This is a genomic window from Saccharopolyspora sp. NFXS83 (assembly GCF_026241095.1).
Taxonomy (GTDB): domain Bacteria; phylum Actinomycetota; class Actinomycetes; order Mycobacteriales; family Pseudonocardiaceae; genus Saccharopolyspora_C.
Genome location: NZ_JAPFGB010000008.1, coordinates 69,166 through 91,032 on the forward strand (window position 1 = coordinate 69,166; position 21,867 = coordinate 91,032).

The 21,867-nt window shown below is 71.3% G+C and carries 18 protein-coding genes; 7 read left to right on the top strand and 11 right to left on the bottom strand.

Annotation, left to right across the window (positions count from 1 at the left end; all coding sequences use genetic code 11):
- Positions 1-19 precede the first annotated feature (19 nt).
- Positions 20-448 (bottom strand): phage holin family protein, encoded by a 429-nt coding sequence (locus tag OOZ19_RS11245; protein ID WP_266090014.1) that lies wholly within the window; start codon positions 446-448, stop codon positions 20-22.
- A gap of 100 nt (positions 449-548) precedes the next feature.
- Complete coding sequence (locus OOZ19_RS11250) at positions 549-1,529, bottom strand: Ppx/GppA phosphatase family protein (RefSeq protein ID WP_266090015.1); 981 nt, start codon at positions 1,527-1,529, stop codon at positions 549-551.
- 308 nt (positions 1,530-1,837) lie between these two features.
- Here OOZ19_RS11250 and OOZ19_RS11255 point away from each other — a divergent pair, with 308 nt between their 5' ends.
- A complete protein-coding gene (locus tag OOZ19_RS11255; RefSeq protein WP_266090016.1) occupies positions 1,838-2,884 on the top strand; it encodes an LLM class F420-dependent oxidoreductase in 1,047 nt (348 codons plus the stop codon).
- Between the two features lie 46 nt (positions 2,885-2,930).
- On the opposite strand, the gene OOZ19_RS11260 is transcribed toward OOZ19_RS11255, so the two are convergent.
- A complete protein-coding gene (locus OOZ19_RS11260) occupies positions 2,931-3,893 on the bottom strand; it encodes a D-2-hydroxyacid dehydrogenase family protein (RefSeq protein ID WP_266090017.1) in 963 nt (320 codons plus the stop codon).
- 142 nt (positions 3,894-4,035) lie between these two features.
- On the opposite strand from OOZ19_RS11260, the gene OOZ19_RS11265 reads away from it, so the two are divergent.
- The 3 genes from OOZ19_RS11265 to OOZ19_RS11275 all read left to right on the top strand — a co-directional run bounded on the left by OOZ19_RS11265 (position 4,036) and on the right by OOZ19_RS11275 (position 8,239).
- Positions 4,036-4,809, top strand: coding sequence for a cupin domain-containing protein (locus OOZ19_RS11265; RefSeq protein ID WP_266090018.1), 774 nt, complete (start codon positions 4,036-4,038; stop codon positions 4,807-4,809).
- A gap of 765 nt (positions 4,810-5,574) precedes the next feature.
- Positions 5,575-5,883: a hypothetical protein gene (locus tag OOZ19_RS11270; protein ID WP_266090019.1), complete on the top strand. Its 309-nt coding sequence runs from the start codon at positions 5,575-5,577 to the stop codon at positions 5,881-5,883.
- 100 nt (positions 5,884-5,983) lie between these two features.
- Entirely contained in the window at positions 5,984-8,239 is a 2,256-nt protein-coding gene (locus OOZ19_RS11275) for a glycoside hydrolase family 2 protein (protein ID WP_266090020.1), read from the top strand.
- Here OOZ19_RS11275 and OOZ19_RS11280 read toward each other — a convergent pair.
- The 7 genes from OOZ19_RS11280 to OOZ19_RS11310 form a co-directional block, all read right to left on the bottom strand.
- Complete coding sequence (locus tag OOZ19_RS11280) at positions 8,220-9,308, bottom strand: acetate/propionate family kinase (RefSeq protein ID WP_266090021.1); 1,089 nt, start codon at positions 9,306-9,308, stop codon at positions 8,220-8,222. The two genes, OOZ19_RS11275 and OOZ19_RS11280, sit on opposite strands and share 20 nt — an antisense overlap.
- 3 nt (positions 9,309-9,311) lie before the next feature.
- On the bottom strand, positions 9,312-11,696 hold the full coding sequence (locus tag OOZ19_RS11285; RefSeq protein WP_266090022.1) for a phosphoketolase family protein: 2,385 nt from the start codon (positions 11,694-11,696) through the stop codon (positions 9,312-9,314).
- A 426-nt stretch (positions 11,697-12,122) separates the two neighbouring features.
- Positions 12,123-13,172 carry a Gfo/Idh/MocA family oxidoreductase gene (locus OOZ19_RS11290; protein ID WP_266090023.1) on the bottom strand — a complete coding sequence of 350 codons (1,050 nt, stop codon included), beginning with the start codon at positions 13,170-13,172 and terminating at the stop codon, positions 12,123-12,125.
- A gap of 23 nt (positions 13,173-13,195) precedes the next feature.
- Positions 13,196-13,888 carry a response regulator gene (locus tag OOZ19_RS11295; RefSeq protein WP_266090024.1) on the bottom strand — a complete coding sequence of 231 codons (693 nt, stop codon included), beginning with the start codon at positions 13,886-13,888 and terminating at the stop codon, positions 13,196-13,198.
- Between the two features lie 57 nt (positions 13,889-13,945).
- Positions 13,946-15,175, bottom strand: coding sequence for a sensor histidine kinase (locus OOZ19_RS11300; protein WP_266090025.1), 1,230 nt, complete (start codon positions 15,173-15,175; stop codon positions 13,946-13,948).
- Positions 15,176-15,208: 33 nt separating this feature from the next.
- Positions 15,209-15,838 (bottom strand): MBL fold metallo-hydrolase, encoded by a 630-nt coding sequence (locus OOZ19_RS11305; RefSeq protein WP_266090026.1) that lies wholly within the window; start codon positions 15,836-15,838, stop codon positions 15,209-15,211.
- Entirely contained in the window at positions 15,838-16,920 is a 1,083-nt protein-coding gene (locus OOZ19_RS11310) for an S-(hydroxymethyl)mycothiol dehydrogenase (RefSeq protein ID WP_266090027.1), read from the bottom strand. The genes OOZ19_RS11305 and OOZ19_RS11310 overlap by 1 nt, the downstream gene beginning before the upstream one ends.
- Before the next feature lie 259 nt (positions 16,921-17,179).
- Between OOZ19_RS11310 and OOZ19_RS11315 the strand changes: the two genes are divergently transcribed.
- A complete protein-coding gene (locus OOZ19_RS11315) occupies positions 17,180-17,992 on the top strand; it encodes an SAM-dependent methyltransferase (RefSeq protein WP_266090028.1) in 813 nt (270 codons plus the stop codon).
- Here OOZ19_RS11315 and OOZ19_RS11320 read toward each other — a convergent pair.
- Positions 17,989-19,185 (bottom strand): MFS transporter, encoded by a 1,197-nt coding sequence (locus OOZ19_RS11320; protein ID WP_266090029.1) that lies wholly within the window; start codon positions 19,183-19,185, stop codon positions 17,989-17,991. The two genes, OOZ19_RS11315 and OOZ19_RS11320, sit on opposite strands and share 4 nt — an antisense overlap.
- Before the next feature lie 199 nt (positions 19,186-19,384).
- Here OOZ19_RS11320 and OOZ19_RS11325 point away from each other — a divergent pair, with 199 nt between their 5' ends.
- Positions 19,385-20,836, top strand: a complete 1,452-nt coding sequence (locus OOZ19_RS11325) for an amidase (RefSeq protein ID WP_266090030.1) — start codon at positions 19,385-19,387, stop codon at positions 20,834-20,836.
- 206 nt (positions 20,837-21,042) lie between these two features.
- Positions 21,043-21,801 carry an SDR family NAD(P)-dependent oxidoreductase gene (locus OOZ19_RS11330; RefSeq protein WP_266090031.1) on the top strand — a complete coding sequence of 253 codons (759 nt, stop codon included), beginning with the start codon at positions 21,043-21,045 and terminating at the stop codon, positions 21,799-21,801.
- Positions 21,802-21,867 lie beyond the last annotated feature (66 nt).

Sequence of the window (21,867 nt, forward strand, 5' to 3'; positions counted from 1 at the left end):
CGCAGGGCCGCGCGGCAGGTCAGTAGTAACCGCGCTCGCGGTAGTCGCGTTCGCGGTTCTGCGCGGCGTTGATCGCGATGCGGCGCACGACTCCGTGCAGGGCGCTGCTGACGATGGTGACGATCAGCGCGCCCCAGAACGCCGCCCAGAACCCGTCCACGTGGAACGGCAGGTTCAGCTCGCCCGCGACGTAACCGGACAGCCAGAACAGCAGCGCGTTCACCACGAGCCCGAACAGCCCGAGCGTGAGCACGTACAGCAGGCAGCCGAAGGTCTTCGCGATCGGCTTCAGGACCGCGTTGACGACGCCGACCACGACCGCGACCACCAGCAGGGTCACGATCTTCGTCCCGGTGTCGGTGCCCGCGTCGCCCAGCTGGATGCCGGGCAGCAGCGTGGTCGCCCACACCGCGACCGCGGTGATCAGGATGTGCAGCAGTACCGCCACGAGGTGCCCCTCCCAGGTTCGCCGTCGATCTAGTCGGCGAACGGTACCGTTCCGGCGCGGGCCGGATTCGACCCGGCGCACGACCACGAGGAACGCCTGATCAGGCGAACATCTCGTCGGTCAGCTCGCGGATCGCGTCGGCGCGGGCGCGCCGCCCGGCCTGCTCGTAGACCTCCACGAAGCGGAAGACCAGGCCTTCGCGCAGCCCCCACGGGCACAGGTCCAGCTCGTCCACGCCGATGGCGCGCAGCAGCGCGTCGGCGGCGACCGCACCCGCCAGGATGCGCCGGGCACGGCTGCGGGACACGCCGGGCAGCTTGGCCCGTTCGGCCTGGCCGAGCGCGGCGAGCCGCGGAATCCACCGCTTCAGGTTCTCCCGCGCCAGGTGGTCGGGGTGGCGCACCAGGCGCTCGTCCGAGCTCGCGGCGAGCACGGCCAGCTGCCGCAGCACCTTCGACTGCGCGACGGGCTGGCCGAGGTCCACCGTCGTGAACGGGGTCAACGCCGGCCGCGCGATCCGCTCGACGGCCGCGTGCAACGCCTCGACCTGCTCCGCCGGGGGCGGGTCGGTGGGCAGGTATTCGCGGGTGAGCCGGGCCGCGCCCATCGGCAGCGACACCACCTGCTCGGGGATCTGCCCGGATCCGGTGGCGACCTCGGCGGTACCGCCGCCGATGTCCACGGTGGTCAGCGGGGTGCCGTACTTGCCGTGCCAGCGGCGGGCGGCGTGGTAGCAGAGCGCGGCCTCGGCGTGCGGCGTCATCGACCCGATGCGGGTGCCCGCGGCGGTGGAGAGGCGGTCACGCAGCTCGGCGCCGTTGGTGGCGTCGCGCACGGCGGCCGTGCCGAACGCCACCAGCGGACCGGACAGCTCGGTTCCGACGGCGCGCATGCAGTCCTCGACGGCGCGCACGGCGCGCGCCATGCCCTCTTCGGTCACGGAGCCGTCGGCGCGGGTGTGCTCGGCGAGGCGGGTGCGCGCCTTGTGGCTCCAGGACGCGCGGGGCAGGCGGCCTCGGTCGAGGTCGACCAGTTCTAGGCGTGCCGCGGTGGAGCCGATATCAAGAAGTCCGAGCCTCATACCACCCTCACGTGTAGTCCCGACGGGCCGTCAAGCCGCACGGCGAACACCCATGAGCAGTGATGCGAAACCATCGACATGGCCGAATCATGCCGTACGCACAGGATTTGTTCATCGCCCGTTCGGTTTTTCTTGATCCGTAATTAATATCACTCATCATCTTTGCACTACCGGTGTCACACGGGCAGTGTTAAAAACAGGGGGTCCCGGAGCAGCACTACCCGGCGGTAACATCCGGGATGGACCCGGCGACGCGGCTGGTACGCGATGGTGCGGCCGCTCGCTCGCCAGCGACGGAGAGGACCACCATGCGCATCGGGATGCCGCTGAATTACAGCGGGGGCTTCAAAGAGACCGTGGACGAGCTGGCCACCTACGAGAAGGCCGGACTGGACATCGTCTACGTCGCCGAAGCCTACTCGTTCGACGCGGTCAGCCAGATGGGCTTCATCGCCGCCCGCACCGAGCGGCTCCAAATCGCGTCCGGGATCTTGCAGATCTACACCCGAACGCCCACGCTCACGGCGATGACCGCCGCCGGCATGGACTTCGTCTCCGACGGCCGGTTCACCCTCGGCATCGGCGCCTCCGGGCCGCAAGTCATCGAAGGCTTCCACGGCGTGCCCTACAACGCGCCGCTGGGCCGGACCCGCGAACTGGTCGACATCTGCCGCCAGGTGTGGCGCCGCGAACGCGTCCAGCACGAGGGCAAGCACTACCAGATCCCGCTGCCAGAGGGGCAGGGCACGGGCCTGGGCAAGCCGCTGAAGCTGATCAACCACCCGGTGCGCCCGAACATCCCGATCATGATCGCGGCCATCGGCCCGAAGAACGTCGCCATGGTCGCCGAGATCGGCGACGCGTGGGAGCCGATCTTCTACGTGCCGGAGAAGGCCCACGAGGTCTGGGGCGAGTCGCTGGCCGCGGGCAAGGCCAAGCGCAACCCCGAGCTGGGCGAGCTGGACGTCGTCGGCCAGGCGCCGCTGGCCATCGGCGACGACGTCGGGGCGCTCGTCGACTCGATGCGCCCGATGCTGGCCCTCTACATCGGCGGCATGGGCGCGAAGGGCAAGAACTTCTACAACGACCTCGCCCGCCGCTACGGCTACGAGGCCGAGGCCGCGGAGATCCAGGACCTCTACCTGGCGGGCAAGAAGGACGAGGCCGCGGCGAAGGTCCCCGACGACCTCGTCGCCAAGAGCACCCTCATCGGCTCCGAAGGCCACGTGCGCGAGCGGCTCGCGGCGTTCAAGGAGTCCGGCGTGACCACGATGAACGTCACACCGCTCGCGGGCAGCTTCGAGGAGCGCACCAAGCTGATCGAGCAGGTCCGCGGCATCGCCGACGACCTCTGATCCCGCATCGCGGCCGGGCGCGCCACCGCGCCCGGCCGCGTCGAGGTCAGCCGACGATCACCCGGATCGGCGCGCCGTCCAGGTAGGCGCGGATGTCCTCGACGGTCTCCGCGTAGAACGCTTCGTAGGTGCCCTTTGTGACGTACCCGATGTGCGGGGTGAGCACGGTCCGCGGCGTGCTGCGCCACGGATCGTCGACCGGCAGCGGCTCCTGCCCGTAGACGTCGATGCCCGCACCGGCGATCCGGCCGGCGTGCAGCACCGCGCGCAGCGCGGCCTCGTCCACGATCGGCCCGCGCGAGGTGTTCACGAGGTACGCGGTGGGCCGCAGCAGCGCCAGCTCCGCCTCGCCGACCAGGCCGCGGGTGCGCTTGCTGAGCACCGTGTGGATGGTGAGCACGTCGGCTTCGCGGAACAGGTCTTCCTTGGACACCCGCCGCGCACCGGCGGCGGCAGCGGCCTCGTCGGTGAGGTTCTCGCTCCACGCGATGACCTCCATGCCGAACGCCTTGCCGACCTTCGCGACCTGGCCGCCGAGCCTGCCGAGTCCGAGCACGCCCAGCGTGCGCCCGGCCAGTTCCAGGCCGACGCCGCGCTGCCAGCCGCCCTCGCGGATCGCCTGGTCCTGCAGCGGGATGTCCCTGGTGACGGCGAAGATCAACCCCCAGGTGAGCTCGGCGGTCGGTCCCCACGCCAGGTGCGGGGCGGAGCCGTTGCCGGTCCCGCAGACCGCGATGCCGAGTTCGGCGGCGGCGTCCAGATCGATCGACGCGTTGCGCATACCGGTCGTGACCAGCAATTTCAGCTTCGGCAGCGCGGCGAGCAGGTCCCGCGGGAACGGGGTTCGCTCCCGCATCGCGGCGATCACGTCGAACGATTCGAGCCGCCGCACCAGCTCGTCGTGGTCGGTGAGGGTGTCGTGGAACACCTCGACGTCGGCCGCCAGCGAGTCCCAGTCCGCGTGATCCCGCGCGACACCCTGGTAATCATCGAGCACCGCGATGCGCATGCACTCCTCCTTCGACGCTGTTGCCCGCACGATCGTAATGCGATCACCCCGCGCGACCAGGTGGCGGAACTGCGCAAAAGCCCCGCCCTGCCCCGCCCCGGCGACCTGACAACCCGTGCTCCGCCCAGGCAGACTGCGCGACGTGACTCGATCCCGACTCCTGCACCTGCTGCCGCTGAGCTCGTTCCACGCCGACTCGGACCTCATCGGGGCTCCCTCCGGTGGATTCGTACACTGCTCACCGGACGTGGACACCACGCTCGCGGTGGCCAACTCGCTGTACGGGGGCGCGACCGAGCAGCTGGTCGCCCTGGAGTTCGATCCGCGGCGGCTGTCGGCCCCGGTGCGCTGGGAGGCCGCCGACCCGGCTCCCCCTGCGGGCGTCGCCGCCGACGTGCTGTTCCCGCACGTCTACGGCTCGCTGGAGCGGTCCGCGGTGATCGGCCTGCACTACGCCCGCCGCGACGCGCACGGTCGGTTCACCGCGCTGGAGACCCGCAGCCGCACGGCGGAGGAGCTGAACCTGCTGCCGCACCCGGAGGGCGGCTGGTACCGGCGGACCTGGACCAGCGACGTCGAGGTGTCCCCGGACGACCGGGGCGTGCGGCCCACCGCGACGGCGATCTACTACCTGCTGGCCGCCGGGCACACCTCGGCGTGGCACGCGGTCGGCTCGGCGGAGCTGTGGCTGTGGCACCGCGGCGGGCCGCTGACGCTGTCGCTCGGCGGCGACGGGGACGTGCCCGCGAAGCAGCCGCGCAACCACGTGCTCGGCGCGGGCGCCGGTCAGGCCCCTCAGGTGCTGGTGCCGGCCGGGACGTGGCAGCGGGCGGTCGCCTCGGCAACGGTGGAGTCGCTGGTGACCTGCGTGGTCTCGCCCGGGTTCGACTTCGCGGACTTCAGCACGCCCGGCTGATCCGCGTCGGCCGACAGCACGGGGACGCGGGTTTCGGCGCTCGGCGTGGGCACGGCGACCCGTTGCGGGAGGGGCTCCCCGGCCCGCGGCTCGGCGACCTGCGGTTCGGTGGCCTGCGGCTCGATGACCTGCGGCTCAGCGACCTGCGCTTCGGCGGGCTGCGGCTCGGCGGCTCGCGGCTCGGTGCTCTGCGGCTCCGCCGGTTCGGGTTGGGCGCAGTGGTGCCGGGCCGGGTTCGGGAGGGGTTCCTCGCCGAGCATGCGCCGCTCGAACCAGCACATCGCGATCAGCGATCCGATGATCGTTCCGATGCCCAGCGAAGCCATCAGCACGAAGACCGCCAACGTGTTCAGCACCGACCTCACCCCCGAGAGAAACCGTGCGCGGCGCAGGTTCCCGCCGGCACGGCCGTGGCCGGCCGGGACGGCGAGCACCTCGCCGGGATTCACCGTAGGGCGGGACCCACACCGGTGCCGGACACCGACCGGGGGCGCACTCCGATCGGAGGAATTCAGCGCGAGCGCGGTTTGAGCGCGGCCCTCGGCCGGGTGATCTCGACGACGTGGCGAACATCCTTGATCAGGCATTTCGACCTTAAGCGGCGCTACTATCGGGTGATGGTGCCCGCACCGCGGCTCCGTGGCGCCCCGTAGTCGTCACAGCCCCCGTTGTTGTGACGACCCGCGTTCCGGGGCAACGGACGTCCGGTGCGGTGCGTGCACCCAGTGATCGCAAGGACGAGCACGTCGAGCCGGGAGGTACACGGTGAAGGGCTACGCGGTGCATCTGCTCTTCCACGCGCTCACCTTGCTCTGCGGCACCGCCTCGGGGGTCGCGGCAACGCTGTGGTGGTCCACCGGCACGGTCCCCGCCGGGTGGGCGGCGCTCGCCGCGCTGCTGCTCGGCATCGCCGTGCTGGTGCTGCAGTGGCGGCACATCAGCGCGAGCGCGCCGCGGCGCGACGCCCGCCGCACCGCCCCGGCGCAGCGCTCGGACACCCGGCCGGAGCTGGGCGCCACCGCCGTGCACCGCGACGACCCGACGACCGTGTCGCCGCCGACCCGGTGGGGCTGACCACCAGGCGGGAACCCCCTGACGGGCGCTAGCCGGGATGTTCACGACCGTGCTCGCATGGTGAGCGGCGATCCGCGCTGCCCACGGAGGTCGGACCCCGATGACGGCTCGACGAGCGAACGCCTTGGACGGTGCCTGGTCGTTCGGGCCGCTGGAGCCGGGCGCCGACCCGGACGCGGTGCCCGACGAGCTGCTCGGCACCGCGATCGTGCCGCACGTCGTCGCGGAGTTGCCGTGGCGAAACTGGGATCCGGCGAGCTGGGAGCGCGACTGGCTGTACCGGAAGCGCTTCGCCGGGGCGGGCGAGGCCGGTCGGAGGTACTTCCTGCGGTTCTCGGGAGCGCTCACCACGACGCGGCCGATCCTCAACGGACGTCTGCTGGAGCCGCACCCCGGGGGCTACCTGCCGTTCGAGCGCGAGGTCACCGGGCTGCTGGCGGCCCACAACGTGCTGGACGTGGTGGTGGACGGCCGGTTCGACGCGGACGTGCCGCCGAACTCGGACCGCCCGAGCGACGTCGTGGACTTCTGGCAGCCCGCGGGCCTGTACCGCGAGGTGTCGCTGGTCTCGCGGCCCGCCGATCACGTGCGGGACGTGTTCGCGAAACCGGTGCGGGTGCTCGACGACGCCCGCCGGGGGCTGGTGGTGCGCTGCGAGCTCGACCTCGTCGACGGCGGTGCCGCGGCGCTGCGGGCGGAACTGCGCTACGCGGATCGGCCGGTCGCCGCGGCCGAGCGCGAGGTGGACCTCGGGCCGGGCAGCGGCGCCGTGGAGCTGGTGGTGGGCGCGCTCGGCGACGTGCGGCTGTGGGAACCGGACTCGCCGCACCTCTACGACGTGGTGGTGACGTTGCGGCGGGCCGGGCACGTCGTGGACGAGCACCGGGTGCGCACCGGGTTCCGCGAGGTCCGGTTCGACCGCGACGGGTTCCGGCTCAACGGCGAACGGCTGCGGTTGTTCGGGGTGAACCGGCACCAGCTGTTCCCGTTCGCCGGGGCGGCGATGCCCGCTCGGGTGCAGCGCCGGGACGCGGAGATCCTGCGCCGCGAGCTGAACTGCACGATGGTGCGCTGCTCGCACTACCCGCCGCACGAGGCGTTCCTGGACGCCTGCGATGAGCTGGGGCTGCTGGTGTGGGACGAGCCGCCGGGCTGGCAGCACCTCGGCGCGGGGCGGTGGCTGGAGCGGGCGTACCGCGACGTGCACGACATGATCGTGCGGGACCGCAACCACCCCTCGGTGGTGCTGTGGGCGGCGCGGCTCAACGAGACTCCCGGCGACGCGGAGTTCTACACCCGCACCGAGCGGTTGGCGAAGTCCCTGGACGACTCGCGGCCCACGACCGGCGCGGTCCTCGGCGCCGACCACGCCACCGCTGATTTCCAGCACGACGTGTTCGGCTACAACGACTACTCGGTGAGCACCGGTCCGGACGGTCTGCCGCGACCGGAGCCGGAGCCACCGCGCCGGGACTTCCCGTACCTGATCAGCGAGGCGGTGGGCACGCTGTCCGGCCCGGCGAGGTTCTACCGGCGCACCGATCCGCAGGCCGTGCAGCAGGGGCAGGCGCTGGCGCACGCGCGGGTGCACGACCTGGCGGGCGGCGACCCGGCTTACGCGGGAGTGCTGGCGTGGGCGGGTTTCGACTACCCGTCGGGGCACGGCAACATCGACCGGGGCGTGAAGTGGCCCGGTGTGGTCGACCTGTTCCGGGTGCCGAAACCGGGTGCGGCGTTCTACCGGGCGCAGGTGGATCCGCGCCGCCGTCCGGTGATCGAGCCGTCGTTCCACTGGGACCTGACCGGGCCGAGCCCGGTGCAGGAACTCGGCGAGGCGGCGATCTGGTCCAATGTGGACAGACTGGAGCTGTTCGTCGGCGGGGAGCCGTTCGGCACGCTCACCGCGGCCCGCGACCGGTACCCGAACCTGCCCTACCCGCCGTTCCTCACCGATTTCCGCGCGGTGCGCGGCATCCCGGAGCTGCGCGTCGACGGGTACCTCGGCGACCGGCTGGTGCTGACCCGGCTGTTCTCGGCGGACAGATCGGCGGACCGGCTGGTGCTGCGGCCCGACGATCGGGTGCTCGTGGCAGGAGGCGCCGACGCGACCCGCGTCGAGATCCGGGTGGTGGACCGCCACGGCGCGGACCGCCCGTACACCGCCGGGGACGTCGAGCTGGACCTCGACGGACCGGCCGAACTCGTCGGCCCGGCGCGGTTCCCGCTGGCGGAGACCGGCGGGGCAGGCGCGGTGTGGCTGCGCAGCGCCCGCACCGGCACCGGACGGGTCCGGCTGCGGGCACTGCACCCCACAGCGGGCGCCGCGCGGACCGACCTCACCGTGACGGCCTCGTGAGCACCTCGCGGGTCTGCCGGGCGATCTCCACGTCCTCCCTGGACTCGACGACGACGGTGCGCACCGCGGCGGAGTTCGTGCTGATGTCGGCGTCGGCCCCGGTCGCGGTGTTGCGATCGGAATCCACTTCCACGCCCAGGAATCCGAGGTTCTCGGCGAGTTCGGCGCGCAGCGGCGGCTGGTGCTCGCCGACGCCGCCGGTGAACACCAGCAGGTCCAGCCCGCCCATCGCCGCCACCATCGCCCCGGCGTGGCGCAGCAGGCTGTGCGCGTACACGTCGTAGGCCAGTTCCGCGTCCAGGTCGCAATCGGCGCGGGCGGCGAGCACGTCGCGCAGATCGCCCGAACCGCCCGACAACCCGGCCAGGCCGGAGCGCTTCTGCAACGTGGTGCACAGCTCGTCCACGCCGACCTTGCCGCTGGTCAGCAACCAGCCCAGCAGCCCCGGATCGATCGACCCGCTGCGGGTCGCCATCACCAGGCCCTCGTCCGGGGTGAATCCCATCGTGGTGTCCACGCACCGGCCGCCGCGCACCGCCGCCAGCGACGCGCCCGCGCCGAGGTGGCAGCTCAGCACCCGCCCGGCGGCGATCCCGGCGATCTCCGCGCCGCGCCGCGACGCGTAGGCGTGGGACAGGCCGTGGAAGCCGTAGCGGCGCAACGCCCAGTGCTCGTTCCACTCCTTCGGCAGCGCGTAGGTGCGGGCCGCCTCCGGCAACGTCGTGTGGAACGCGGTGTCCACGCACACGACCGCCGGGGTGGCGGGCGCGCACTCCCCCGCCGCCCGGATCCCGTCCAGCGCGCGGGCCTGGTGCAGCGGCGCCAGATCGGTCAATCCCGCCAAGTGGTCCACGAGCCGGTCGTCGAGCACGGCCGGGCCCAGCACCTTCGGCCCGCCGTGCACCACGCGGTGCCCGATGGCCTGCGCGCCGTGCTCGTGGAAGAAGTCCCGGATCGGCTCCGCCTCCCCGCGCCAGCGCTGCACGTCGTGCCCGGCGACCTGCTCGTCGTCGTGCAGCAGCCGGAGCTTGAGGCTGCTCGATCCCGCGTTCACCGTCAGCACTCGCATGGTTCAGGACCACTTCCAATCGCGGATCTCCGGCATGTCCTCGCCGTGCGTCGAGATGTAGTGCCGGTGTTCGATGAGCTTGCGGGTGAGCTCCTCCCGCGCGTACACGGCGTCCTCCCCCAACCGGGGCACCCGGTCGATCGCTTCGATGGCGAGGTGGAAGCGGTCGATCTCGTTGAGCACGCACATGTCGAACGGGGTCGTGGTGGTGCCCTCCTCCTTGTAGCCGCGCACGTGGATGTTGTCGTGGCCGTGGCGCCGGTAGGTCAGCCGGTGGATCAGCCACGGGTAGCCGTGGTAGCAGAAGATCACCGGCTTGTCCGAGGTGAACAGCGCGTCGAACTCCACATCGGTCAGCCCGTGCGGGTGTTCGCGAGGATCCTGCAACCGCATCAGGTCCACCACGTTGACCACCCGGACGCGCAGCCGCGGGAACCGCCGCCGCAGCAGGTCCACCGCGGCCAGCGTCTCCATCGTCGGCACGTCCCCGGCGCAGCCCAGCACCACGTCCGGCTCGCCGTCCTGGTCGTTGCTCGCCCAGTCCCAGATCCCGATGCCCTTGGTGCAGTGCACTACCGCGTCGTCCACGTCCAGGTATTGGGCGGCGGGCTGCTTGCCCGCGACGATCACGTTGATGTAGTCCCTGCTGCGCAGGCAGTGGTCGGCCACCGACAGCAGCGTGTTCGCGTCCGGCGGCAGGTAGACCCGCACGATCTCGGCCTTCTTGTTCATCACGTGGTCGATGAACCCCGGGTCCTGGTGGGAGAAGCCGTTGTGGTCCTGGCGCCACACGTGCGAGGTGAGCAGGTAGTTCAGCGAGGCGATCGGCTGCCGCCACGCCAGCCCCGTGCTCACCTTCAGCCACTTCGCGTGCTGGTTCAGCATCGAGTCCACCAGGTGCGCGAACGCCTCGTAGCAGGAGAAGAAGCCGTGCCTGCCCGTGAGCAGGTAGCCCTCCAGCCAGCCCTGGCAGGTGTGCTCGGAGAGCACCTCCATGACCCGCCCGTCGGGTGCCAGCGACACGTCGCCCGGTTCGGACTCCGCCATCCACGCCCGCGACGTCGCCTCCAGCACCGCGCCGAGCCGGTTCGAATTGTTCTCGTCCGGCGCGAACACCCGGAAGTTCGCGGCGGAGCCGTTGAGCTCCATCGCGTCGCGCAGGAACGCGCCGAGCACCTGGGTCGCCTCACCCGTCGTCGTCCCCGGTTCGGTCACCGGGAGCCCGTACTCGCGGAAGTCCGGCAACCGCAGCCCGCGCAGCAGCAGGCCGCCGTTGGCGTGCGGGTTGGCGCTCATCCGCCGGGCACCGCGCGGGTTGTGCTCCCGGATCTCGCGCGCCGGCGCGCCGTCGGCGTCGAACAGGTCTTCCGGCGCGTAGCTGCGCAGCCAGTCCTCCAGCTGCCGCAGGTGGTCCGGGTCGTTGCGCGGATCGCCGAGCGGGATCTGGTGCGCGCGCCAGGTGCCTTCGATCTGCTGCCCGTCCACCACGGACGGTCCGGTCCAGCCCTTCGGCGTGCGCAGCACGATCATCGGCCAGCGGGGTCGTTCGACGCCGCCGTCCTGGCGGGCGCGGCGCCGGAACCGTTCGATCTCGTCGAGGCAGGTGTCGAGGGTCGTCGCGAACAGGTGGTGCATCGTCGCCGGGTCCGAGCCCGAGACCAGGTGCGGCTCGTAGCCGTAGCCGCGCAGCAGGCTCACCAGCTCGTCCTCGGGGATGCGCGCCAGCACCGCCGGACTGGCGATCTTGTAGCCGTTGAGGTGCAGGATCGGCAGCACCGCGCCGTCCCGCGCCGGGTCGAGGAACTTGTTCGAATGCCAGCTCGCCGCCAGCGGCCCCGTTTCGGCCTCGCCGTCGCCGATCACGCACGCCACGGTCAGGTCCGGGTTGTCGAACGCCGCACCGAACGCGTGCGCGAGCGAATAGCCCAGCTCACCGCCCTCGTTGATGGATCCCGGTGTTTCCGGCGCGGCGTGGCTCGGGATGCCGCCGGGGAACGAGAACTGCGTGACCAGGCGCCGCAGCCCCTCCTCGTCCTGCGCGACGTCCGGGTAGATCTCGCTGTAGGTGCCCTCCAGCCAGGCGGCGGCGACCACGCCCGGACCACCGTGGCCCGGCCCCGTCACGTAGATCATGTCCAGGTCACGGGCGCGGATCGCCCGGTTGAGGTGCGCGTACAGGAACGTGAGACCGGGCGTGGTGCCCCAGTGCCCGAGCAGCCGGGGTTTGACGTGCTCGGGCCGCAGCGGCTCCCGCAGCAGCGGGTTGCCCATCAGGTAGATCTGCCCCGCGGAGAGGTAGTTCGCAGCCCGCCACCAGGTGTCGACCCGCTGGAGCTCGCGGGCGTCGAGGTGGTCGGGAGCGTCGGCTGACAGGGTCGGAATGCCCATCCGGGAACCTCCGGGGAACGCCGTGCGGTGTCCTTCACTCCGCAGCGTTCCCTGGTTTGCGTTGTGGCAACCGGAGGGGGTCGTTTGGCTTGGGTGGTGGGGTGGCGGAACCTCAGCGGCTTCCTCGCTGCGGGATCTTTTTCCCAAGTGGCTCCGCCACGAGGGAAAAAGCTGTCCTCGCGAGGAAGCCGCTGAGAACCCGCGGGTGGGCGGCTTTTCGACGTGGGCTATGCGCTGGCGCGCATACAGGCACGGCCTTCGGCCGCAAAGCAAGCGGGCTTCGCCGCCCACTGCACGGCCTTCGGCCGCCAGGCACGGCTTTGCCGCGAGGATTCGGCTTTGCCGGACGGCATGGACTTCAGGCGCGAGGTGGGCTTCGCTTCGCGTGCGCTTGCGGCTTCGCCGTTGAGTGGGTTTCGGTGGCCGTCAGCTCAGGTGGACGATTTCGCCCTTGGTGGCGGAGTGGCGGGCTGCTTCGATGATCTCCAGGCCTGCGATGGCGTCGGACGGGTCCACCGGTAGCGGTGCGCCGTCGCGCAAGGCGGTGACCAGGAGGTCGTAGAACTCGGGGTAGGCACCCGGCTCGGTGGGCACCGGCGCGGAGCCCTCGACGGTGCCGAGCACGCCGTGCAGCTCCTCGGGTTCGACGCCCCAGTCCGCGCCGGGAAGTTCACCGGCGCGCAACGCCGCTTCCTGCGGGTCCAAGCCGAACTTCGTGTAACCGGCGCGGTCGCCCAGCACCCGCAGCCGGGGGCCGTGCTGCGCGGTGAACTTGCCGACCCACAGGTGCGACCGCACTCCGCTGACGTGGGTGAGCGCGACGAACGAGTCGTCGTCGACTTCGCTGCCCGGCCTGCGGGCGTCCACTTCGGCGTAGACGGACGCGACCGGGCCGAACAGCGCCAGCGCCTGGTCGATCAGGTGGCTGCCCAGGTCGTAGAGCACGCCGCCCGCCTCCTCCGGGCCGCCGGATTCGCGCCAGCCCGCCTTCGGCCGCGGCACCCAGCGCTCGAACCGGGACTCGAAGCGGTGCACCCGGCCCAGCTCCCCGGCGTCGATGAGCCCGGCGAGGGTGCGGAAGTCGTTGTCCCAGCGGCGGTTCTGGAACACGGTCAGCGGCAGTTCCCGGCGCCGCGCCTCGGCGACGAGTTCGCGCGCCGCGGCGGCGGTGGGGGCGAACGGCTTGTCCACCACGACCGGCAGCCCGGCGCCCAGCGCCTCGGTGGTGTGCTCGACGTGCAGCCCGTTCGGGCTGGCCACCACGACCAGGTCCAGGTCGCCGCGCGCCAGCATCGCGGGAACGTCGTCGACCACCGCGGTGCCCGGGTGGCGGGTCTCGATCTCCTTGCGCCGCTCCGGATTCCTGGTGACCACTGTGGACAGTTCCAGGCCGGGGTTCGACGCGATCAGCGGCGCGTGGAACACCGCCCCGGCGATGCCGTACCCGACCAACCCGACCCGCAGCGCAGCACTCATGCCGCCATTACATCAAGCGCAGGTCAGACCGACGCTTCGGGACCGTTGACCTGGCCGGGCGAGACCAGCCCGGTCTCGTAGGCGGTGATCACCAGCTGGGTGCGCGAGCTCAGGTGCAGCTTCTGCATCACGTGGTACAGGTGCGATTTCACCGTCAGCTCGGCCAAGCCCAGGTTCCGCGCGATGTCGGCGTTGGAGCCGCCGCGCGCGACCTCCAGCAGCACGTCCAGCTCGCGGTTGGTGAGCCCGCTGAGCTCCGTCGACGCGTCCCGCACCCCCAACGACGCGAACCGGTTGAGCAGCCGCCGCGTCACGCGCGGAGCGAGCAGCGCCTCCCCGGCCGCGACCGTGTGCACGGCGCGGACCAGTTCCTCCGGTGGGGCGTCCTTGAGCAGGAATCCGCTCGCGCCCGCCCGAAGCGCCGCGTACACGTACTCGTCGAGGTCGTGCACGGTGAGCATGATGACCGACGTCGCGCCCTCGGTGGCGGTGAGGATCTCGCGGGCCGCGGTGATGCCGTCCATCCCGGGCATCCGCACGTCCATCAGCACCACGTCCGGGCGGCGCCTGCGCACCGCCGACACCGCCGCGGCACCGTCCTCGGCTTCGGCGAGGACTCGCAGATCGGGTTCGGCGGACAGCAGCGCCACCAGGCCCGCGCGGATCATCGCTTGATCGTCGGCGACGAGCACGGTCGTTTCCGCGGGGGACTCCACCACGGACCTCCTCCGTTCGGGCCGCCGCTCGCCGGTCGGAACCGGCGTATTTACGGGTCAGGCAAGGTCCGAATGTTCCGGGCACGGTAGCACGGCCGCCAAGTGGAATCCGTTGGAAACCGGGTGCGCAGTGAACGTGCCGCCCAGCAGCGCGACCCGTTCCCGCAGCCCGATCAGGCCTCGCCCGGAACCGCCGCCGCGAGCCGGTGACAACGCGGGCACCTTCACCGCCAGCGAACGAGCGAAGTTGTCCGGACCGGTGGCGTGGTTGGTGACCTCCAGCCGCAGGCCGCCGTTGCCGTAGTCCAGCAGGACCCGCGCGTACCCGGTGCCCGCGTGCTTGAGCACGTTGGTCACCGCCTCCTGCACGATGCGGTAGGCGGCCATCTCCACACCGGGCCCCAGCTCGCGCACCTCGCCGCGGCGATCCAGCCGCCACACCACGCCGGTGCCGCGCACCGATTCCACCAAGTGGTCCACCCGGTGCAGACCGGGCGCGGGCTGCCGTCCGGGACCGTCGTCGGCACCGACGGCCGAACCCGGCTCCGGGTCCTCCCGCAACCGGCCCAGCAGGCCGCGGAGTTCGCCGAGCGCGGCCCGCGACGTGTGCTCAAGCTCCCGCAACGTCTGCTCGGCGTGCCCCGGATCGCGGTCGACGAGTGCGCGGGCGACACCCGCGCGCAACGCCACCACGGACAGGTTGTGCGAAACGATGTCGTGGAACTCGCGGGCTATCCGCGCCCGCTCCCCCGCGACCGCCTCCGCGGCGAGCTGGTCCCGCGCCTGGTCGAGGAGTTCCACCGTGTGCTCCAGCTGAGCCGCCCGCCGCCGGCTGAGCCGCACCGCGTAGGCCAGGCCGACGACCATGAACAGGTCGATGGAAGCCATCACGGTGCTCACGATCGCGGACAGCGGCGGATCGCCCCACGAATACAGCACCGGCCAGAGCATCGCGAGAACCGTGGCCACCACGGCGCCCACGATCCCACCTCGCTGGCACACCGAGTACACGCCCACCAGGATCGCGAAGTTCAGCGGGTTCTCCGGCACCCCGACCAGGGTGAGCGTCGTGGCCGCGGCGAGGCTGCCCAGCAGCGCCACCCACGGCAACTTGCGCCGCAGCACCAGCAGCGTGAACGCGGGCACGCTGATCAGCATCATCGACCACCAGGGACGACCCGGCGGCCCTGGTGATTCGAGATGCAGGATCAGCGCGTGCATCACGGTGAACAGCACGACCATCGCGAGGTCGAGCAGGAACGCTCGCTTCACCAAGGCATTCGGCACGCCCAGCAGTATGCGCACACCGAGCCTCGATAATCAGTAGCCTCGGGCCACCCAATCGTCGAACTGGGGCAATACCTCGCCGATCGTGGTGCTCTCCCCGTGACCGGGGTGCACGGTCGTGACCTCGGGCAGCGTCAGCAACCGGTCCCGGATGGATTCGACGAGCACGCCGAAGTCCGAGTAGGAACGCCCGGTCGCACCCGGCCCACCGGCGAACAAGGTGTCACCCGTGAACACGGTCCCCAGGTCAGCCGAGTACAGGCACACCGAACCCGGCGCGTGCCCCGGCGTGTGCAGCACCTGCAGGCCGGTGCCGGCGACGCCGATCACCTGCCGGTCCGCGAGCCCGCGCTCCGGTTCCCGGTCCGGGTGGGTCAGCCGCCACAGCTCCAAGTCCTCCGGGTGCAGGAAGATCGGCGCCCCGACCTCCGCCGCCAGCTCCGGTGCCTTGCGCACGTGGTCGTCGTGGGCGTGCGTGGCGAGGATCGCCAGCACGCTGCGCCCGGCGATCAGCCCCTTGATCGCCTCGACGTCGTGCGGGACGTCGATGACGACGCACTCGGTGTCGTCGCCGACGACCCACGCGTTGTTGTCCACGTCGAAGGTCTGGCCGTCCAGCGAGAACGTGCCGGACGTCGTGGTGTGGTCGATCCGCGCGGCCATCAGAAGACCACCACCGAACGCAGCACTTCGCCGTCGTGCATCTTCGCGAACGCCGATTCGACCTGGTCCAGCGAGATCTCCTCGGTCACGAACTTCTCCAGCGGCAGCTTGCCCTGCTGGTAGAGCTCGGTGAGCATCGGGAAGTCCCTGCTGGGCAGGCAATCCCCGTACCAGGAGGACTTCAGTGAACCCCCGCGGGAGAACACGTCCTGCAGCGGCAGCTCCAGCTTCATGTCCGGAGTGGGCACCCCGACGAGCACCACGGTGCCCGCGAGGTCGCGCGCGTAGAACGCCTGCTCGTAGGTCGCGGGCACGCCGACGGCGTCGATCACGATGTCCGCGCCGAACCCGTCGGTGAGTTCGCGGATCGCCTCCACGGTGTTCGCCTCGGAGGCGTTGACGGTGTGGGTCGCGCCGAACTGCTTCGCCCACTCCAGCTTCGCCGGGTCGGTGTCCACCGCGATGACGCGCCGCGCACCGGCCAGGTTCGCCCCGGCCACCGCGCCGTCGCCGACGCCGCCGCATCCGATGACGGCGACCGTGTCACCCGGACCCGCGCCGCCGGTATTGACGGCCGCTCCGATACCGGCCATCACCCCGCAGCCCAGCAGGCCGACCACGGCCGCCCGCGCCGCCGGGTCGACCTTGGTGCACTGACCCGCGTGCACCAGCGTCTTCTCCGCGAACGCGCCGATGCCCAGCGCCGGGGACAGCGGGGTCCCGTCGGTGAGCGTCATCGGCTGCGACGCGTTGTGCGTGTCGAAGCAGTACTGCGGGCGCCCGCGCTTGCAGGCGCGGCACACCCCGCACACCGCGCGCCAGTTGAGGACCACGAAGTCACCCGGTTCGACGTCGTGGACACCGTCGCCGACGGCCTCCACGACACCGGCCGCTTCGTGCCCGAGCAGGAACGGGTAGTCGTCGTTGATGCCGCCTTCCCGGTAGTGCAGGTCGGTGTGGCAGACGCCGCACGCCTGCACCCGCACCACCGCCTCACCCGGTCCCGGATCGGGGACCCGGATGTCGACGACCTCGACCGGCGCTCCCTTGCCGGTCGCCACGACCGCGCGAACCTCGGTCACGAACACCTCCAGAACTGTGTTTTCACTGCTCGTCCGGCCGGAACGGGCCGGTTGCGGGCGCTGTCGCGAACATGGTCGGAAATGCGCATATCGACATCTCCGGACGATCACCGACCATACCCCCCGATCGGCCGTAGCCCCCGAGCGCTCGACTGCGGTTCCGTCTGTGGGAACGCGCCGCGCGACAGGGCCGCTTCGACACGTTGTGTGAACCTGCGACTACTGTACGGTGTCGCCGACGGAGAACGAGGAGCACACCATGGTCGACGCGCAGCGCCTGTTGTCCAGGGAAATGGACATCGACCGGCCTTGCGCGGCGCGGATCTACGACGCGTTCCTCGGCGGTGGCCACAACTTCGGCGTGGAGCGCGAGTTCGCCGAGCGGTTGCAGACGGCCATGCCCGGCGTGGCCGGGGTGTTCCGGGAGAACCGGGCGTTCCTGCGCCGCTCCGTGGAGCACCTGCTGGCGCGCGGTGTGCGGCAGTTCGTCGAACTCGGCTCGGGGATACCCACGATCGGTCACGTGCACGAGGTCGCGCTCCGCCGCACCCGGCGGTTCAGCGTGCTGTACGTGGACAACGAGCCGCTGACCGTGGCGCACAGCAGACCGCTGCTCGACGACGAACCGCGGGCGGCGATCATCCACGCCGACATCCGGGATCCGGAGGCGATCCTGGGCTCACCGGAGGCGGCGGACCTGATCGACTTCGAGCAGCCCGTGGCGCTGGTGATGTCGGCGGTGCTGCACTTCCTCGACGACGCCGACGATCCGCTCCGGCTGGTGCGCACCTACCAGGACGCGGTCGCGCCCGGCAGCGCGTTGATGATCTCGCACCTGACCGGCAGCGAGGAACCGGAACCGATGAACCTGCTCACGGCGTTCTACACCGAAACGGCCGATCCGATGGTGGCGCGCCCGGCGGAGTGGATCGCGGAGTGCTTCGCCGGGTTCGAGCCGCAGGCACCCGGCACCTGCTACATCGGCGACTGGCGCCCGGAACCGGACCAGCCGACCCACCGGCATCCGCGCTACCGGATCATGCACGGCGGCGTCGCGCGCAAACCCCGCTAGGGAGTTCCCGCCGACCCGGTCGGCCGCACGAACAGCAGCAGGATCCCGGCGACGATCGCGGCGACGCCCGCGGCCAGCCAGGCCGAGGTGAGGCCCGCGTGCTCGCCGAGGAAGCCGAACAGCAGCGGGCCCGCGCTACCGCCGAAGTAGATTCCCGTCTGGGTGAACGAGGTCGCGCTCGCCACCCGGTCCGGCGCGATCTTGGCGACGGAGAAGTTCAGCAGCCCCGGCCACGCCCATCCGGCGCCGAAGCCGACGGACACGCCGATCAGGAACAGCGCCGGGGAGTCCAGCGCCATCAGCCCGTACCCGAGCGAGCCGACGACCAGCATGATCGTGATGAGCCGCAGCAGGTTCACGTCCCACCGGTCGGCGACCACTCCGGCGAGCAGCCGGATGGTGAGCCCGGCCGCCGAACCCAGCGAGAGCACCAGCCCGGCCGCCGACGGGCTGAACCCCACGTCGACGGCGGTGGTCGTGACGAAGGCCCCCAGCGCGTTGGCCGCCGCCGAGCCGAGGCCGCCCGCGATGGCGATCAGCAGCAGCGCCCCGAACCGGGACTCACCGCTCGTCCCGGTCGAGGAGGTCCGGGTGGACCGCTCCGCCGCGGGCAGCGACGGCACCGCGAGCGCGGCGAGCAGGCCGAGCACTCCGGCGAACACGAACACCCAGCGCCAGCCGATGGTGAGCGCGATGGCCGGCACCGCGACCCCCGCCAGCAGCGTCGCGGCCGGGATGGACGACTGCTTGACGCCGAATCCCATGCCGCGCCGGTTCGCGGGCACGCCCTGGGTGATCAGCAGGTTCGCGGCGGGCTGCGCCAAGGAGTTCGGCAGTCCGGACAGGCACAGCAGCGCCAGCAGCCAGCCCGAGTCCTGCACCGAGGCGATGCCCAGCAGGCACAGGGCGCTGCCCGCGGCGCCGATGCGCATGGCCAGGCGGGAACCGATGCGTTCCACGACCCAGCCCATGAAGCGGGAGGCGATCGCCGCGACGGCGAAGAACCCGGCGGCGGCTCCGCCGAGCAGCGCCGCGCCGAAACCGAGTTCGCGTTGCAGCTGCACGCCGAGCCCTCCGACGAGGAACACGGGGAACACGCCGACGGTGACGACCGCCGCGACCGAGGACAGCACCCGAACGGGCCCGACCGGGAGTGCGCGCGGGTGACTGCCGTTGACCACCGCTGCGGGCATCGGTCCTCCTCTGTTCGGAGCCGGGCAGGCTCGTCGCCAGCGTGTGAACCGGCGAAGCGTTTAGCAACGCTAACGTGACGCATGCCTCCGGGTGAGCACTCGAATGCGCTCGCAACCGGCCTTGACGGGGTACCCGTGCACGCGACACGGTCAACGGGTGACCGGATCCGGTCACGATCGGATTCGGGCGGGAGGCCGGGTGGGAACCGAGTTGAGCGGGATCCCGTCGGCGAGCGTGCCCGAGCCGGTGCGGCTGGACGCGGTGGAGCTGTCCTGGTCGATCAGGCAGCGGGAGTTGTCCTGCGTGCAGGTCGCCGAGGCGTTCCTGACCCAGATCGACCGGTTCAACCCACTGGTCAACGCCCTCGTCTCGCGCGCCGACGAGCAGGACGTGCTCGCGCAGGCCCGCGCCCGCGACGACGAGCTGGGCCGCGGCGAGTACGCCGGGTGGATGCACGGCTTCCCGATCGCGGTCAAGGACCTCAGCGACGCGGCCGGATTTCCCACCACGCAAGGGTTCCAGCGCTCCGGCGACGCCACCGAGGACGCGTTGTTCGTGCGCCGCATGAAGGAGGCGGGCGCGATCGTCGTGGGCAAGACGAACGTGCCGGAGTTCGGGCTGGGTTCGCACACCTTCAACTCGCTGTTCGGCACCACGACGAACCCGTACGACCAGACCCGCACCGCGGGCGGCAGCAGCGGTGGGGCCGCGGCGGCGCTGGCGATGCGGATGCTGCCGGTGGCCGACGGCAGCGACTTCATGGGTTCGCTGCGCAATCCCGCCGCGTTCTGCAACGTGCTGTCGCTGCGGCCCGGATTCGGGCGGATCCCCGCGCCCGGTTTCCTCAGCGACCCGTCGGTGCCGGGCCCGATGGCGCGCACCGTCCGGGACCTGGCGATGCTGCTGTCCACGATGGCCGGTCCGGACGAGCGGGCGCCGCTGAGCATGCCGCAGGACCCGGCGCTGTTCACCGGGGCGCCGCAGCGCGACGTGTCCGGGCTGCGGATCGGCTGGATCGGCGACTTCGACGGGTACCTGGCGACCGAGCCGGGCGTGCTCGACCTGTGCCGGGACGCGGCGGGGCTGTTCGAGTCGCTGGGGTGCGTCGTCGAGCCGGTGCCGCGGCTGCCGGTGGAGCAGGCCTGGGAAACGTTCCTGCTGTGGCGGCGCTGGATGGTCGGCGAGAAGCTGCACGAGGTGTACCGCTCACCCACCGCGCGGGCCAGGATGAAGCCGGAGGCGCGGTTCGAGGTCGAGGGCTACCTGGAGCTGACCGTGCACGACATCGCGGCGGCCCGTTCGGGGCGCGACGAGTGGCGCGGCCTCGTCTCGGACCTGTTCGACCGCTACGACTTCCTGCTCGCGCCGAGCGCCCAGGTGTTCCCGTTCGACGCGGAACTGCGCTGGCCCGCGGAGATCGACGGCAGGCCGATGGACACCTACCACCGCTGGATGGAGACGACGGCGCCGTGGACGCTGTCGGGGCATCCGGTGCTGAACCTGCCCGCCGGTTTCCACGATTCGGGGTTGCCCACGGGCGTCCAGCTCATCGGGCCGGGGCACGGCGAATGGTCGTTGCTGCAACTCGGCCACGCCTACGAGCAAGCCAGCGATTGGGTGCACACGGTCCTTCCGCCGCCGCTGACCTGAACGGGTGCCGTCGGCGTAACCATCCGGGTGGCCGCATCCCTCGCGATCAGCGCGAAGGCCCGGACGGGGACGTGCACCGGTCGCGATTTCTCACGAAGCCACCGCATTTCTGAGAACAAATCGCGTGGAGGCGACGGGTTTTTCGAACTGCGGCGAACATGTGCAAGGCTGCACCCCGATAGGTCGGCATTTCGGGAAGGTGACAATTGGGTACCGAGGTTTTTTCCCTGCAGGACAAGGTGGCGCTGGTGACCGGCGCCGGGCAGGGCATCGGTCTGGAGATCGCGAAGTCGCTGCGGTCGGCCGGCGCCCACGTGGTGATCGGGGAGATCAACCCTGAGACCGGCAAGGCCGCCGCCGAGCAGGTCGAGGGTGAGTTCCTCCCGCTCGACGTGACGAACTCCGCCGAGGTCGCCGCCGGGATCGCGCGGATCGTGGCCGATCACGGTCGCCTCGACATCTCCGTGCACAACGCGGGCATGGTCCGCAACGAGCCAGCGGAGGAGATGAGCGACGAGTCGTGGCGCAAGGTCATCGGGCTGAACCTGGACGCGGTGTTCTACTGCTCCCGCGAGGCGGGCAAGCAGATGCTCGCGCAGGGTTCCGGTTCGATCATCAACATCGCGTCGATGTCGGGGATGATCTCGAACCACCCGCAGCCGCAGGTCTCGTACAACTCCTCCAAGGCCGCCGTCATCATGCTGACCAAGTCGCTGGCCGGTGAGTGGGGCCGCCGCGGCGTGCGGGTCAACTCGATTTCGCCGGGCTACACCGCCACCGACCTGCTGCAAGGCGTGCGGGACAAGGACCCGGCGCTGTTCGACGGCTGGATGGAGCAGACCCCGATGGGCCGGGCGGGCAAGCCCCAGGAGCTGGGCCCGGTCGCGGTGTTCCTCGCATCCGAGGCCAGCAGCTTCGTCACCGGCAGCAACGTCGTCGCGGATGGCGGCTTCACCATCTGGTGAACCACCGACCCGACACCCCGGCCGGCCCTGATCGCAGATCACGACCGGCCGGGGCTCGTTCCCGCG